Raw genomic sequence first — 16,048 nt, forward strand, 5'->3', positions numbered from 1 at the left:
TCGATACTTTGCTCTATCTTCTATCAAGTAATCTGTGTGAACACTCAACAAATATCAGTCAATCGTATAGGTAAGGAGGTGATCCAGCCCCAGGTTCCCCTAGGGCTACCTTGTTACGACTTCACCCCAGTCATGAACCACACCGTGGTAAACGCCCTCCCGAAGGTTAAGCTATCTACTTCTGGTGCAGCCCACTCCCATGGTGTGACGGGCGGTGTGTACAAGGCCCGGGAACGTATTCACCGTGGCATTCTGATCCACGATTACTAGCGATTCCGACTTCATGGAGTCGAGTTGCAGACTCCAATCCGGACTACGACCGGCTTTGTGAGATTAGCTCCACCTCGCGGCTTCGCAACCCTCTGTACCGACCATTGTAGCACGTGTGTAGCCCTACTCGTAAGGGCCATGATGACTTGACGTCGTCCCCACCTTCCTCCGGTTTATCACCGGCAGTCTCCCTAAAGTTCCCGGCATTACCCGCTGGCAAGTAAGGATAAGGGTTGCGCTCGTTGCGGGACTTAACCCAACATTTCACAACACGAGCTGACGACAGCCATGCAGCACCTGTCTCAGAGTTCCCGAAGGCACCAATTCATCTCTGAAAAGTTCTCTGGATGTCAAGAGTAGGTAAGGTTCTTCGCGTTGCATCGAATTAAACCACATGCTCCACCGCTTGTGCGGGCCCCCGTCAATTCATTTGAGTTTTAACCTTGCGGCCGTACTCCCCAGGCGGTCTACTTAATGCGTTAGCTTGAGAACCCAGTGTTCAAGACACCAAATTCCGAGTAGACATCGTTTACGGCGTGGACTACCAGGGTATCTAATCCTGTTTGCTCCCCACGCTTTCGTACCTGAGCGTCAGTCTTTGTCCAGGGGGCCGCCTTCGCCACCGGTATTCCTTCAGATCTCTACGCATTTCACCGCTACACCTGAAATTCTACCCCCCTCTACAAGACTCTAGTTGACCAGTTCGAAATGCAGTTCCCAGGTTAAGCCCGGGGCTTTCACATCTCGCTTAATCAACCGCCTGCGTACGCTTTACGCCCAGTAATTCCGATTAACGCTTGCACCCCTCGTATTACCGCGGCTGCTGGCACGAAGTTAGCCGGTGCTTCTTCTGCGAGTAACGTCACAGCTAACGGGTATTAACCGTTAACCTTTCCTCCTCGCTGAAAGTGCTTTACAACCCGAAGGCCTTCTTCACACACGCGGCATGGCTGCATCAGGCTTGCGCCCATTGTGCAATATTCCCCACTGCTGCCTCCCGTAGGAGTCTGGGCCGTGTCTCAGTCCCAGTGTGGCTGATCATCCTCTCAGAACAGCTAGGGATCGTCGCCTAGGTGAGCCATTACCTCACCTACTAGCTAATCCCACCTAGGTACATCCAATCGCAGAAGGTCCGAAGATCCCCTCTTTTCCCCCGTAGGGCGTATGCGGTATTAGCAGTCGTTTCCAACTGTTATCCCCCTCGACTGGGCAGTTCCCTAGGCATTACTCACCCGTCCGCCGCTCGTCATCTTCAAAAGCAAGCTTTTGAAATGTTACCGCTCGACTTGCATGTGTTAGGCCTGCCGCCAGCGTTCAATCTGAGCCATGATCAAACTCTTCAATTAAAAGTTTTTGTGTTTGGCTTGCGCCAAACGACTCAATGAATTCTGATTCACATAAATGACTCGGAAGAATCATCTACATGTTTGTACATATTGCTATGGACTCTCATCGTTGCATTGAGATTTAAATCGTTTTCGATTAACTCAATACCTGTGAGTGTCCACACAGATTACTTGATAAATTGTTAAAGAGCGTTAGCACATCCCGGTGATTCCCGAGTGGCTAGGGCTGCGTATTCTACGCAATCCCTTGTTCGCGTCAAGCAGTTTTTGCAAACTTTTTGATGCTTCACTTTTCAGTGCCTGACCACCTTATCGCCTTAGCTACCAAGTGTTTCGACGCTGCGTTGTCTGCTTTGCCGTGTCAGTGGATGCGCATTATAGGCAGTTCTGATTTGCGCGCAAGTGGTTTTTTAAGAAAAATCAGACTTTTTTCGATCTTTTTAGATAGTCACATCATACGCACTATTTACCCCCAAAGTTATCCACAAATATCGGCATTTAGGCCAATTTTATACCTGCTGGTCATGGAACCTCGAGGATCAAAAAAGCCATCCTAAGGATGGCTTTTTATTATGCTTGGCTAAATCAGCCCACTTGCTAAGTTATGGCTTAACTAATGCCTTTGCTTAACTAATGTTTTTGTTTAACTAATGTTTTTGTTTAACTAATGTTTTTGTTTAACTAATGCTGTTGCTTAACTAAGTCTTAGCTCAACTTGGTCTTAACTCAACTTGCCGTGGCACTGCTTATACTTACGTCCCGAACCACAAGGGCAAGGATCGTTACGGCCAACCTTCTCCCCCTCACGCACCACTGGCTGAGTAGCGGCCAAGGCTTGCGCCTCTTCTGCGCCAACGAGGGCTTCAGCCTCGGCGTGCTGATAATCGCGACGCACCTTAGCTTCTTCCTGGCGACGACGCTCTTCCATCTCTTCGACATCAGACTGAGCCTGAACCTGTACCTTTGAGAGAATGCTGATCACGTCATGTTTTAAAGATTCCAACATCTGCTGGAACAGCTCGAAAGACTCACGCTTATACTCTTGCTTAGGATTCTTCTGCGCATAGCCACGTAGGTGGATCCCCTGACGCAGATGATCCATCGCCGCCAGATGCTCCTTCCACAGGCCATCCAGGGTCTGCAACATCACGGCTTTCTCGAATTGACGTAGCACCTGGGCACCGACCATCTCTTCTTTAGCCTTATATGCCTTTACCCAGATCTCGACGATACGCTCACGCAGCGTCTCTTCGTGCAGGTCATCTTCCTTATCCAACCACTCCTGAACAGGCATTCTTAACGCGTACTCTTGCTCGAGACGTGTCTCTAAGCCGGCAATGTCCCACAGCTCTTCAACCGATTGTGGTGGAATGTACTGATCAATAAGGCCGTTAACCACATCGGCCTGGATGTTCACGATAGTGTCTTGAATGCTCTCGGCATCCATCAACTCGTTACGCTGAGCATAGACTACCTGACGTTGGTCGTTGGCCACGTCATCGAATTCCAGCAGTTGCTTACGAATATCGAAGTTACGTGCCTCAACCTTACGCTGGGCGTTTTCAATCGCGCGGGATACCCATGGATGCTCGATCGCTTCACCTTTCTCCATACCAAGCTTCTTCATCATAGATGAAACACGCTCAGAGGCGAAGATACGCATCAGGCTGTCTTCCATCGACAGATAGAAGCGTGATGAACCTGCATCACCCTGACGACCCGAACGGCCACGTAGCTGGTTATCGATACGACGCGACTCATGACGCTCGGTACCGAGAATATGCAGACCGCCAGCGGCCACCACTTCGTCGTGGCGCACCTGCCAATCGGCCTTGATCTTGGCTTTCTGCTCGGCAGTTGGGTTCTCGAGGGCATCGATCTCCATGTTCCAGTTACCGCCTAACACGATATCGGTACCACGACCGGCCATGTTAGTTGCGATGGTCACCGCGCCACTGCGACCCGCTTGGGCAACGATCTCGGCTTCACGCTCGTGGAACTTAGCGTTAAGTACCTCGTGAGGGATCTTCGCCTTCTTGAGCATGCTATGGAGCAGCTCAGATTGTTCAATAGAGACAGTACCCACCAATACAGGTTGGCCACGGTCTCGACAATCTATGATGTCTTTGATGATGGCATCGTACTTCTCTTCCGCCGTCAGGTAGACCAGATCCGCATGGTCCTTACGTACCATAGGACGGTTGGTCGGGATAACTACGGTATCCAAGCCATAGATGTGTTGGAATTCGAACGCTTCGGTATCGGCAGTACCTGTCATACCGGCCAGTTTTTCGTACTGACGGAAGAAGTTCTGGAAGGTGATAGATGCCAGCGTCTGGTTTTCATTTTGAATATGAACCCCTTCTTTGGCTTCTACCGCCTGGTGCAGACCTTCCGACCAGCGACGACCCGGCATGGTACGACCCGTGTGCTCATCGACGATGATCACTTCGTTGTCTTGTACTATGTAGTCGACATCTTTTTCAAACAGGGTATGGGCACGTAGCGCCGCGTTGACATGATGCAGCAGTGAGATATTAGCCGCAGAGTAAAGCGAATCGCCTTCGGCCAACATGCCACGTTCGGTCAGCAGGACTTCTACCTTCTCTTGACCACGCTCCGTCATGTGAACCTGCTTTGCCTTCTCATCAATAGAGTAATCGCCATCGCCGATCTCTTCCTCAGTATCTTCCTTGTCCTGACGGATAAGGTGAGGGATCAGGGTGTTGATCTTGATATAAAGCTCAGAGCTGTCTTCTGCGGCGCCCGAGATGATCAATGGCGTACGCGCCTCATCGATCAGAATCGAGTCGACCTCATCGATCAGTGCATAATGCAGTGGGCGCTGCACGCGCTCGTTAGGCGAAAATGCCATGTTGTCGCGCAGGTAATCGAAACCAAATTCGTTGTTGGTACCATAGGTAATGTCAGACGCGTAGGCCATCTTCTTCTCGGCCTGACCCATACCGGCGATGTTCACGCCGACAGTCATACCCAGGAACTCAAATAGAGGGCGATTGTTTTCCGCGTCACGACGGGCAAGGTAGTCGTTCACTGTGATCACGTGAACCCCTTTGCCGGTCAGGGCATTTAGGTAGGCAGGAAGTGTTGCGGTCAGCGTCTTACCTTCACCGGTACGCATCTCGGCGATACGGTTACTATCGAGCACCATACCACCCAGCAGCTGCACGTCGAAGTGGCGCATCTCAAACACACGCTTAGAGGCTTCGCGCACTACGGCAAAGGCTTCCGGCATGACGTCGTCCAGCGTCTGGCCCGATTCCAATCGCTGCTTAAACTCGGCCGTCTTGGCCTTGAGTTCCTCGTCGGAAAACTTCTCAAAATCCGCTTCGAGGGCATTAATCTTTGTGACAATCTTACCGAGAGTTTTTAGGGTGCGATCGTTACGACTACCAAATATTTTTGTCAGTAATTTACCAAACATCTGAACCACTTTTATGTTGTTGGCTAAGTCCCTGTCGAGTCTAAAAGCCTATTTTAGTTTAACCTGCCTTGCGGTAGACATACTTCTTAGGATCTATCTGCTGTCCACCACGCAACACTTCATAATGCACATGGGGACCGGTCGAACGACCCGTACTCCCCATTTTGGCAATACTTTCGCCTTTTGCGACCACATCACCTACAGCTACTGACAAAGACTTATTGTGTCCATAGCGAGTTCGCAGACCATTGCCATGATCTATCTCGACCAACTCACCATAACCAAACATATTGCCTGCCCATGTTACGACGCCGCCCGCGGTGGCGACAACATCGGCTCCCTCTTTACCAGCAAAGTCTATGCCTTTATGCATGGTTCTGCGGCCGTTAAAGGGATCATTGCGTAAACCGTAGGGCGAAGACAACCAACCTTTCTGGATGGGACGCCCTGAGATATAACGTTCTTCATCTATATGGAGATTAGATGTCACCGTTTCAAGTAGTGATAATTGAACATTATTGTTATCTATTCGTGACACTAGCCTATCCATGTCCTGGATAAGCTGATCGAGTTCGATGTTGCTGCCCAGTTCGCTCAGGCCGCCAACACCTACTTCAGAAGAGAAATCGAATTGATCTTCGAGTTTGTAATCTTTTGCAACTTGCTGGCCCAGAGCCTCGAGACGTGCAAGCTTGGCCTGCATCTTAGCCACGTGGGTAACCAAGATCGCCAATTGCGATTCGGTCGCGCCTTTAAGTTCGATAAGCTCGTTTTTCTGCTCTTCGCGAGCGACACGTTCGTTATCGACGCTGGCCTGCTGTTGCTGAATTTGTTTGGCGTTATGCTGATATAAGCCAGTGCCTGCGGCAATAAGCAAAACCGGTAATAATAGCCAACGCTTACCCGGCTGCCAGCGCGTCGCACCATTCCGACCTTGAATAAAAACTGTTACACTCATAGCCTCATTAAGCCATTTTATTATGTTATGAAAAAGCCCCCGCAGGACCTCAGTCAATTACTGCTTCAGCAGGGTCAATTGCCCTCTATCGCCGAAAAAGCAGAACTACTGCTTCACCTGGATCACCATGTTAAACAGGTGATCACCGGTCCTGTCTCGGAACAACTAAAAGTCGCCAACTTCCGTCAAGGTGTGCTCGTTATCGAAACCAGTACCGCCGCATGGGCCGCAAGAATAAACTTCCAAAAACCCAAACTTTTACAGCAGTTACAAGCCGAAACGCTCCCCATGCTGTCCGCTATCGAGGTTAAAGTCAACCCAAGCCTGAAAATGTATGAGACAAAATCAAAGCAGGCTCACAACCAGATAAGCGAAACCGCTGCGGCGCATATCGACGCCTTGGCCGAGCATATAGAAGGTTCCCTAGGCCAAAAACTAAAACGGCTGGCTGCTTTAGCCAGCCGTTCAAGGCAATCCAAATAGGCGTTACGCCAATACCGCACCCGCAGGCACGGCGAAACTGACTGGTACCTCTTCTTCTTTCTCGAAGCTTACCAATTCCCAAGCATCTTGCTCGGCTAACAGGGCACGAACCAGCTGATTGTTCAGCGCGTGGCCTGTTTTGAACGCACGGAATTCACCGACGATAGCGTGACCGGCGACATAGAGATCACCGAACGCATCGAGAATTTTGTGCTTAACAAACTCGTCCTCATAACGCAGACCATCGGGGTTGAGGACGCGGTATTCATCAAGCACAACGGCATTTTCCATGCTGCCACCTAATGCCAGGTTATTGGCACGCAGATATTCGATGTCGCGCATAAACCCAAAGGTTCTGGCGCGGCTGATATCGCGAACGAAGGCAGAAGAGGAAAAATCCATCACCATATGCTGCTGACTTCTGGCGATCTCAGGGTGATTAAAATCGATCGCGAAATCGACTCGGAAACCCTTGAATGGACGCAGTTCGGCCCACTTATCACCATCTTCAACACGCACAGGGCGCTTGATTCTTAGATATTTCTTTGCTGCGCTTTGCTCCTGAATGCCGACAGATTGCAACAGGAAGACCCATGGGCTGGCGCTGCCATCCATAATGGGGATCTCAGGGGCATCGACTTCGATTGTCGCGTTGTCTATGCCTAAACCTGCCAGGGCGGCAAACAGATGCTCAATCGTTGAGATACGAACACCTTCGTCATTCACAAGCGCCGTACACATGGTCGTCTCACGCACTTGATCCGCCTTGGCGGCAATGGCCACGCTTGGCGTCAAGTCGGTACGAACCAACACGATCCCTGTATTAACTGGCGCGGGTTTGATCGTCAAAGTCACCTTGTTACCGGAATGCAATCCGACACCGGTGGTCTTAACCATTTCTTTAACAGTTCTTTGAAAAATCATTTAGTTACCCGTTATATCACAACCAAAAAGCGTTTATTCCTGCACAGCAAAGCGGCGCACAAAGGCGCAGCAGGTCGGACATGCTAGCATATCTTTGCCAATTCACCAAAATTTACCGACGAAAATCGTCGTACCACATTCAGGTATATGGCGCCGACTAGCACGCTCCGTCCTGAAACTAGTCAGCTTGCTTACGCAAAAATGCCGGTATATCTAAGTAATCAAGGTCACTCTTAGGCGCAGCGGCCGCGGCTGGTTGTGCTACCTGCACAACATTACCCGCCCCCATTGCCTGTGGGACAGCTTCTTCCACTGGAAGTTCAATCTTGACCTCAGGTGCTGGCATCGGCTCTGGACGCGGCGCAGGCTTAGAAACCAGTTGAATATCAGGCTTCTTCTCGGCGCCGATACCGGTTGCAACGACGGTTACACGCAGCTCGTCGCTCATCTCTGGATCGATAACCGCACCCACAACCACAGTCGCGTTGTCTGATGCATAAGCCTTAACATGGTTACCCACTGTCTCGAACTCTTCGATGCTCATGTCCATACCGGCGGTGATGTTCACCAATACGCCACGGGCACCCGCCAGATCGATATCTTCCAGCAGCGGGCTGGCCACGGCAGCTTCGGCCGCTTCTTCGGCGCGATCTTCACCGCTGGCGACGCCTGTACCCATCATGGCGTTACCCATCTCAGACATCACAGTCTTAACGTCGGCGAAGTCGACGTTAATCAGACCCGGACGGGTGATCAGCTCGGCAATGCCTTGTACCGCGCCGAGTAGCACGTTATTGGCCGCCGCAAACGCATCTAACAGTGAAGTGCCACGGCCCAGGACCTTGAGCAGCTTCTCGTTAGGAATAGTGATCAGCGAGTCCACATGCTTGGCCAGCATCTCGATACCCTGGTCGGCATAAGCCATACGCTTCTTGCCTTCGAATGGGAACGGCTTGGTCACCACGGCAACAGTCAGGATCCCCTCTTCACGGGCGATCTCGGCCACGACAGGTGCGGCACCTGTACCCGTACCACCACCCATGCCGGCGGCGATAAAGATCATGTCCGAGCCCTTGATTGCGCTGCGGATATTCTCTCTGTCTTCTTCGGCCGCCAAACGACCGATCTCTGGGTTGGCGCCTGCGCCAAGACCCTTGGTGACATCGCGACCCAACTGAATGGTCGTACCCGCCGCCGACTTACGTAGCGCCTGGGCATCGGTATTGGTTGCAACGAACTCAACACCCTCGATATTGTGTTTCACCATATGCTCGACGGCGTTACCACCACCGCCACCGACGCCGATGACCTTGATCACCGCCTCATCGGAATGACTATCCATGATCTCAAACATGGTCTTTTCTCCGTTTTAGTCTGCGTTATTAACCTTAAAACTCACCCTTAAACCAGCTCTGGACCCGATTCCAAAGACTGGTCACCCCTTGGCGCTCGGGGCGCTCGAACTGTCGCTCGAGCACACGTCTTGCACCATAATGTAACAACCCAACACCCGTGGAGTAGATGGGCTGGTTCACATATTCAAATAATCCTTTCACCGGCAACGGCTCGGCTACCCTAACCGGCATGCCAAAGGTCGCCTCGGCGACATCTACCGCGCCTTCAATCGATGCGGTACCGCCCGTGAGTACGATACCGGCGGCAACCTGATCTTCCAGGCCGCAGTCGCGCAACTCTTTACGCACCAGCTCGAACAGCTCCTGATATCTTGGCTCGACTACCTCGGCCAAGGTATGGCGCGACATGGTGCGCGACGGACGTCCGCCGACCGATGGCACCTCTATGCTGTCTTCGCGGCTCACCATGGCGCTTCTGGCGCTGGCGTACTGCACCTTAATCTGCTCAGCATGTGACAGCGGCGTACGGAAGATCTTGGCGATATCGCTGGTCACCTGGTTACCGGCCACAGGCACCACGGCGCAGTGACGCAGGGCGCCATTGGTGTAGATGGTGATATCTGTGGTGCCGCCGCCCATATCCACCAGGCAGACGCCAAGGTCTTTCTCATCGTCGGTGAGCACAGCATCAGCCGAGGCGATGGCCGAAAACACCAGGTCATCTACCTTCAGGCCGCAACGCTCGACACTCTTGGTAATATTCTTGGCCATGTCGTTGGCGCAGGTAACGATATGCACCTTGGCTTCCATACGCATACCCGACATGCCGATTGGGCTGCGGATACCGTCTTGTACGTCGATGGCATACTCTTGTGGCAAGACGTGCAGAATACGACGCTCGGTCGGGATCTTCACCGAGCGGGCGGTGTGGATGACGTTGTCTACATCTTCCTGAGTCACCTCTTCGTCGTTAATCGACACCATGCCATTTTCGTTCTGACACTGGATATGCTTACCCGAGATGCCCAGGTATACCGAGGCGACCTGACAATCGGCCATCAACTCGGCCTGATCCAGCGCGCGTTGTACACTACGCACGATAGAGTCGAGATCGTTTACCCCGCCCTTATCCATACCGCGGGAGGGGTGACTGCCGAGACCGACCACACTGATCTCACCATCGGGTAGTACCTCACCGATGATCACAGCAACTTTGGACGTTCCTATGTCTAATCCAACGATCAGATTTCTATCTTGATTCTTGGTCATTAATTAACGGCTCTCATCTTGTGCTTCATCCCAACCTACGGCCAATCCGGTATCGTAGCGCAAATCGACTCGGGCAACGGGCTTATCCTGTTTCACCAATGTGGGATACACATGGATAAAGCGCTGCACCCTTGCCATCTTATCTTCCCTTCCCAGCTTCAACTCTATGCCGTTGGCCAGCACGGCTAACCAGGCATGTCTGGGGCTTAACTCTAAACGGGCCAAATCGAACCCGTTGATCTTCAATAGTTCACTGACCTGGCGATAGTTAGTCAACACAGACTTCGCCTGATCTTCCGGGCCGACCAGATTAGGCAGCAGGCCTATGCCCTCACGATGGGGCGCCTTAAACACCTGCCCCTGCTCGTTGAGCCAATCTGTCTCGTTCCAGTGGGCGACCGGCGTCTGCTCCACCAGATACACCTTTAACTTTGCCGGCCACTCGCGTCTCACCGAGGCGTGGTAGACCCAGGGCAGATTTTCCAGCGCCTGCTGTACCTGATTCACATCCGCCGAGAAGAAGCTTCTCTGCATCAGATCCTGCAGCGCACTGCGTATCTCGGCGTCACTGGTAAACTGCCTGTCACCCTTGATCGCCACCGCCTCAATTGGCAGGGCATCGGCGTCGTTCAGTACCAGGTGAAGCTTCCAGCCTCCCATGGATAAACCACAGATCACCAGGAACAGAAAAATCAAGCCGAAACACAGGTACCAATCGACCTGTCCCAACCTGCTTTTCCAACCGCTACCTAGCTCTCTTAAGGACACTGCTTATCGCCCTAATGCATCATTAAATGTATAAAAATCAATCAATTCATTACCAGAGGGCAGCCCTAAGGAACCGGCCATTATAACTACCTCACCTCTAGCGTCAAAAGCTTCATCGAGGCCAGGGCAAGATGCCCTCAACCTCATTGGTTTTCCGACTCAAACTGCAGACCGGCATCGGCCAGCTGACGACTCAGGGCGCCGATATTGCCTGCCCCTTGGGTCAGCAGCAGATCGCCCCCCTGCAACACCCCAGGCAATATCGTCTGTAACTGCTCGGGCTCGGCCACGAAGATAGGATCTAGCTGGCCACGCTGACGAATCGAGCGGCACAGGGCGCGGCTGTCTGCACCGGGTACTGGCGCCTCTCCGGCGCTATAAACATCGAGCAGTAACAGGCAGTCCACCTGAGCCAGCACCTCGACGAAATCGTCATAGAGATCCCGGGTGCGGCTATATCTGTGTGGCTGATAGATCATCACCAGACGCTTATCCGGCCAGCCGGAACGCGCCGCCTTGATGGTTGCCGCCACCTCGCTGGGGTGATGACCATAGTCATCGACCAGCATCACCTCGCCAGCTGTGGTAGTGAACTCACCCAGCTGCTGGAAGCGACGACCTATGCCCTGGAACTCATCCAGTGCGCGGATGATCGCCTCATCTTCAATCTCATCTTCTGTGGCCACGGCTATGGCCGCCAGGGCATTGAGCACATTGTGACGACCCGGCAGATTAACCCTCAGGTCCAGATCTGCCATCCCTTCACGGCGCACGGTAAAGCGTGAGCTATAACCCTGCTGCTCGAAGTTAAGCGCCTGCACGTCGGCATCTTCGCTAAAACCATAGGTCACTACCTTACGGCCGATGCGGGGCAGTATCTCTCTCACCACGGGATCGTCGATACAGGCCACGGCCACGCCGTAGAACGGCAGGTTATGCAGGAAATCGACGAAGGTGGATTTCAGCTTCTCGAAATCTCCCTCATAGGTATCCATGTGGTCGGCTTCGATGTTGGTGACCACACTCACCATGGGTTGCAGATGCAGGAAGCTGGCATCGCTCTCATCGGCCTCGGCGATCAGGTAACGGCTCTTACCCAAACGGGCATTGGTGCCGGCACTGTTCAGCAGGCCGCCGATCACGAAGGTCGGATCCCGCTCGGCCTGACCATAGACGCTGGCGATCAGGCTGGTAGTGGTCGTCTTGCCATGGGTACCGGCCACCGCCACACCGTGGCGATAACGCATCAGCTCGGCCAACATCTCTGCCCGGCGAACGATGGGGATGCGTCGCTCCTGGGCCGCTAAAATCTCTGGGTTACTGGCATCGATGGCCGTCGAGACCACCACCACATCGGCGCCCTCGACCTGATCGGCGCTGTGACCGATGAAGATCGCCGCGCCAAGGCGCTTCAGGCGCGCCGTCACGGCATTCTCGGCGATGTCGGAACCGCTAAGACGATAACCTTCGTTTACCAAGACCTCGGCAATACCGCCCATACCCGCGCCGCCGATCCCCACAAAGTGGATCCGCTTAACGCGACGCATCTCTGGAATGATGGTTCTTAATTGGGCGTACTTCTCTTCGGTTTTAATCATCTTTTTCCTTACTTGCCAGCGCGATACACACGGCGGCGACCCGCTCTGTGGCATCTAATACGGCAACACTCTTGGCCAGCTGCCCCATCTCGATGAGGGCCTTACGGTCTGACGCCAAGATCTGCAGCTTGCTGATCAACTTCTCACTATCTAATACTGTCTGCGGCAGCAAAAATGCGCCGCCCGCTTCCACCAAGACCTGGGCATTCTTGGTCTGATGATCGTCTACCGCATGGGGGTAAGGCACCAAGAGACTCGGTAGCCCCACCGCCGCTACCTCTGACACCGTCAGGGCGCCCGCACGGCACAGAATCACATCGGCCCAGCGATAGGCCGCTTCCATATCATCGATAAACTCGGCCACCTTGACGCTGCCGGATTGCCCCAGCTGCAGGTATTCCGCCTCCACCTGTGCCTGATTACCCTTGCCCACCTGATGCCATACCGTCATCGAATGGTGCTGGGCCACGGCCGCCGTCACGCTCGGCATCAGGTCGTTAAATATCTTGGCACCCAAGCTGCCGCCGACCACCAACACCCTAAGAGCATCGTCCGGAACGATAGGCTGCTCGCTACGTCCCAGGGCGATCAGCTCGCTACGGATCGGGTTGCCCACCACCTCGGCATTGCCCTCGAAGGTGTTTTCGAAGGCGCACAGCACACGGCTGGCGATGCGTGACAACAATTTGTTGGTCATGCCTGGTATGGCATTTTGCTCATGGAGCACCAGAGGGATGCCGCTCAGCTTGGCCGCTACCCCACCCGGGCCGCTGGCGAATCCGCCCATGCCGAGCACCACATGGGGTTTAAACTCTTTGATCACCTCACGCGCCTGCATGATGGAGCGCAAGATCTTAAAGGGCGCTGCGAGCTTACGGATCAGGCCGTTGCCGCGCACCCCCTTGATATCGATAAAATCGATATCGAAACCATGCTGAGGCACCAGACGTGCCTCCATGCGATCGGCGGTGCCAAGCCAGCGCACCTGCCAACCCTGTTTGGCTAACGCTTTGGCCACGGCAAGCGCCGGGAACACGTGTCCGCCCGTGCCGCCCGCCATGATCAAAATACGTTTCTCTGACGCCATCTATTTCACCTTACCTTGTACTGCCTGGATCAGGCTTAATCTTCTCTCATGATCGATACGGATCAATATCATTGCCGCCGCCGTCATCACCCACAGGCTACTGCCGCCATAACTGATAAAGGGCAGTGTCAGCCCCTTGGTGGGTAGCATGCCTATGCTGGCGCCCACGTTGACCACAGTCTGGAAACAGATCCAGATGCCGATGCCATAGGCCAGATAGCCCTCGAATGCCCGATCGCCAAGCAGACACAGGTTACCCAGCTTTATCGCTCTCAGGGCGACAAACAGCAGTACCGACAACACGGCGATGATGCCGAGAAACCCTAACTCTTCGCCGATCACGGCAAAGATAAAATCTGTGTGGGCCTCGGGCAGGTATTCCAGCTTCTGAATGCTGTTCCCCAGGCCCTGTCCCAGCCAATCGCCGCGGCCATAGGCCATCAAGGATTGGGTCAGCTGATAACCGCTACCGAAGGGATCCTGCCAAGGGTCCAGAAACGAGGTCACCCGTCGCATACGGTAAGGCTCAAGCAATACCAGGCCGACGAAGGCCATGGCCCCGGTCAAGATCAGCGCGAAGAAATCGAGTAATCTTGCACCCGCTAAAAACAACAAACCGACGGTGCCGACAAACAACACCACCACGGTACCAAGATCCGGCTGTAGCAGGATCAGAAAGGCATACACGGCAAACACGGCAATCGGCTTATAGAAGCCTTTGGCGTTTTCCCGCACCTCCTGATGCCGCCGCACCAGATAACCCGCCATATAGATGGCGAAGGCAAACTTGGCGATCTCGGCCACCTGAATGCGGATAGGCCCCACCGACAACCAACGGGTCGCCCCGTTTACCGTGGTACCCACGATCGGCACAGCCACTAACATGATGCCGACGACCAGCAGCAAGATAGGACTCAGCTGCTGCCAGCTATGCATCTCTATCTGCAACACCACCGCGGCGATCAGGGCGCACCCCATCAGGTAGGCCACATGGCGCCACACGAAGTGGTAGGGGTTGCCCGTCAAACTCGTTGCCTCTGGCATAGAGGCCGACATCACCATGATGAAGCCGAAACTTATCAGGGAGATGATCGCAAACAGCAAGGCTCTGTCATAGAGCTGCATGCCCGGCGCTTCGCGTTGACTAAACAGGTTCGGCAGCGACCAGCTAAGGGAGCTGCCAAACAGGCTTAGTTGACGCTCGTCGCTACGCATGCATCACCTCTTGGGCCAAGGCTTCCACCTGGGCACGAAAATCATCGCCCCTGGCCATGAAGTTGGCGTACATATCTAGGCTTGCACAGGCAGGCGACAGCAGGACCAGATCGCCCGGCTTAGCCAGCTGAGCCGCCTGAGCGACCGCCTCTTGCATCGACTCGACGCGAATAGCACCGTCGAACTGCTCTGCGATTCTGTCTCCATCCTTACCCAGGGTGATCACCTGACCGACGCCCAGCAGTGCGCCCCGTAGCGTCGAGAAATCGGCGCCCTTGCCGTCACCGCCGGCGATTAAAATAATCTGACCCTCATGGTCACTCAGCCCCTGCAGGGCCGCTATGGTGGCGCCCACATTGGTCGCCTTGGAATCGTTCACATAGCTCACGCCCTGATGCTTACCCACGAGCTCGCATCTATGGGCCAGCCCCTTGAACTGTTTCGCCACCTCGACCATGGCCGCCTTATCGACACCGGCGCTATCGGCCAGCGCCATGGCGACCAGCAAGTTGGCCTGGTTGTGACTGCCCACCAGTGAAACCTGAGCGCCGGCAACATATTCGGTCGTACCATGTACCAGGACGCCGTGGTTAACGCCCCATTCATCCCCCTCGGGCAGAGAGAGGCCAAAGCTGTTCTGGTTCATCGGCTCATTCGGGCGAGTCAGCAGATCGTCGCGATTGAAGATCGCCAGCTTGGTCTGGTCATACAGACGCAGCTTGGCCTGACGATAACTCTCGAGATCCGAATACCTGTCCATGTGATCTTCGCTGATATTCAGGCAGGTGGCACTGATGCAGTTGAGGCTGGATGTCGTCTCCAGCTGGAAGCTAGATAGCTCGAGCACAAACAGCTCATGGTCACCATCCAGCAGGTCCAGCACGGGCACGCCGATATTGCCGCCCACGGCCACCTTGAGGCCCGCCTTGGCGGCCATCTCACCCACCAGCGTGGTCACGGTCGACTTACCGTTAGAACCCGTGATGCCGATGACGCAGGCGGGGCGATCTGCCAGCGCTCTGGCAAACAGCTCGACATCGCCGACGATATCTATGCCCATATCCACCGCGGCTCGAACCTCAGCGGTATCCAGCGGGATCCCGGGGCTAACGACTATCTGGCTAGCCTGTACCAGGTAGCGGCAATCAAAACCGCCGGTGAGCAGTAGCACCTCGGGAAACTCCTGGCTCAGGGTCTCGCGACCCGGCGGATTCTCGCGGCTGTCCATCACCAGTGGCGTGATCCCCTGCTTAATGAGATAACGCACCACAGAGAGCCCTGTGGCCCCCAATCCTAATACTATGTGCGTATACTGACTCGCCATGGCGTC

11 protein-coding genes and 1 rRNA gene are annotated in these 16,048 nt (G+C 54.1%); 1 reads left to right on the plus strand and 11 read right to left on the minus strand.

What is annotated here, in order from left to right; all coding sequences use genetic code 11:
• Window positions 1-71: 71 nt before the first annotated feature.
• From SHEW_RS17865 to SHEW_RS17875, 3 genes are all read right to left on the minus strand, one after another.
• Window positions 72-1,616, minus strand: a 16S ribosomal RNA gene (locus SHEW_RS17865).
• A 721-nt stretch (window positions 1,617-2,337) separates the two neighbouring features.
• Complete coding sequence (gene secA / locus SHEW_RS17870; RefSeq protein ID WP_011867241.1) at window positions 2,338-5,061, minus strand: preprotein translocase subunit SecA; 2,724 nt, start codon at window positions 5,059-5,061, stop codon at window positions 2,338-2,340.
• Window positions 5,062-5,119: 58 nt separating this feature from the next.
• Complete coding sequence (locus SHEW_RS17875; RefSeq protein ID WP_011867242.1) at window positions 5,120-6,019, minus strand: M23 family metallopeptidase; 900 nt, start codon at window positions 6,017-6,019, stop codon at window positions 5,120-5,122.
• A 27-nt stretch (window positions 6,020-6,046) separates the two neighbouring features.
• Here SHEW_RS17875 and SHEW_RS17880 point away from each other — a divergent pair, with 27 nt between their 5' ends.
• Complete coding sequence (locus SHEW_RS17880; protein WP_011867243.1) at window positions 6,047-6,502, plus strand: DUF721 domain-containing protein; 456 nt, start codon at window positions 6,047-6,049, stop codon at window positions 6,500-6,502.
• Between the two features lie 3 nt (window positions 6,503-6,505).
• Here the strand turns inward: SHEW_RS17880 and lpxC are convergent, their stop codons facing one another.
• The 8 genes from lpxC to murD all read right to left on the minus strand — a co-directional run bounded on the left by lpxC (window position 6,506) and on the right by murD (window position 16,042).
• On the minus strand, window positions 6,506-7,426 hold the full coding sequence (gene lpxC / locus SHEW_RS17885) for a UDP-3-O-acyl-N-acetylglucosamine deacetylase (protein WP_011867244.1): 921 nt from the start codon (window positions 7,424-7,426) through the stop codon (window positions 6,506-6,508).
• A gap of 178 nt (window positions 7,427-7,604) precedes the next feature.
• Window positions 7,605-8,780: a cell division protein FtsZ gene (ftsZ, locus tag SHEW_RS17890; protein WP_011867245.1), complete on the minus strand. Its 1,176-nt coding sequence runs from the start codon at window positions 8,778-8,780 to the stop codon at window positions 7,605-7,607.
• Between the two features lie 34 nt (window positions 8,781-8,814).
• On the minus strand, window positions 8,815-10,050 hold the full coding sequence (ftsA, locus tag SHEW_RS17895) for a cell division protein FtsA (RefSeq protein ID WP_011867246.1): 1,236 nt from the start codon (window positions 10,048-10,050) through the stop codon (window positions 8,815-8,817).
• 3 nt (window positions 10,051-10,053) lie between these two features.
• Window positions 10,054-10,818: a cell division protein FtsQ/DivIB gene (locus SHEW_RS17900; protein WP_011867247.1), complete on the minus strand. Its 765-nt coding sequence runs from the start codon at window positions 10,816-10,818 to the stop codon at window positions 10,054-10,056.
• 143 nt (window positions 10,819-10,961) lie between these two features.
• Window positions 10,962-12,416 (minus strand): UDP-N-acetylmuramate--L-alanine ligase, encoded by a 1,455-nt coding sequence (murC, locus tag SHEW_RS17905; RefSeq protein ID WP_011867248.1) that lies wholly within the window; start codon window positions 12,414-12,416, stop codon window positions 10,962-10,964.
• On the minus strand, window positions 12,409-13,503 hold the full coding sequence (gene murG, locus SHEW_RS17910) for an undecaprenyldiphospho-muramoylpentapeptide beta-N-acetylglucosaminyltransferase (RefSeq protein ID WP_011867249.1): 1,095 nt from the start codon (window positions 13,501-13,503) through the stop codon (window positions 12,409-12,411). The genes murC and murG overlap by 8 nt, the downstream gene beginning before the upstream one ends.
• Window positions 13,504-14,718: a cell division protein FtsW gene (ftsW, locus tag SHEW_RS17915; protein ID WP_011867250.1), complete on the minus strand. Its 1,215-nt coding sequence runs from the start codon at window positions 14,716-14,718 to the stop codon at window positions 13,504-13,506.
• Window positions 14,711-16,042: a UDP-N-acetylmuramoyl-L-alanine--D-glutamate ligase gene (murD, locus tag SHEW_RS17920; RefSeq protein ID WP_011867251.1), complete on the minus strand. Its 1,332-nt coding sequence runs from the start codon at window positions 16,040-16,042 to the stop codon at window positions 14,711-14,713. The genes ftsW and murD overlap by 8 nt, the downstream gene beginning before the upstream one ends.
• Window positions 16,043-16,048: the final 6 nt, after the last annotated feature.

This window comes from Shewanella loihica PV-4 (assembly GCF_000016065.1).
Taxonomy (GTDB): Bacteria; Pseudomonadota; Gammaproteobacteria; order Enterobacterales; family Shewanellaceae; genus Shewanella; species Shewanella loihica.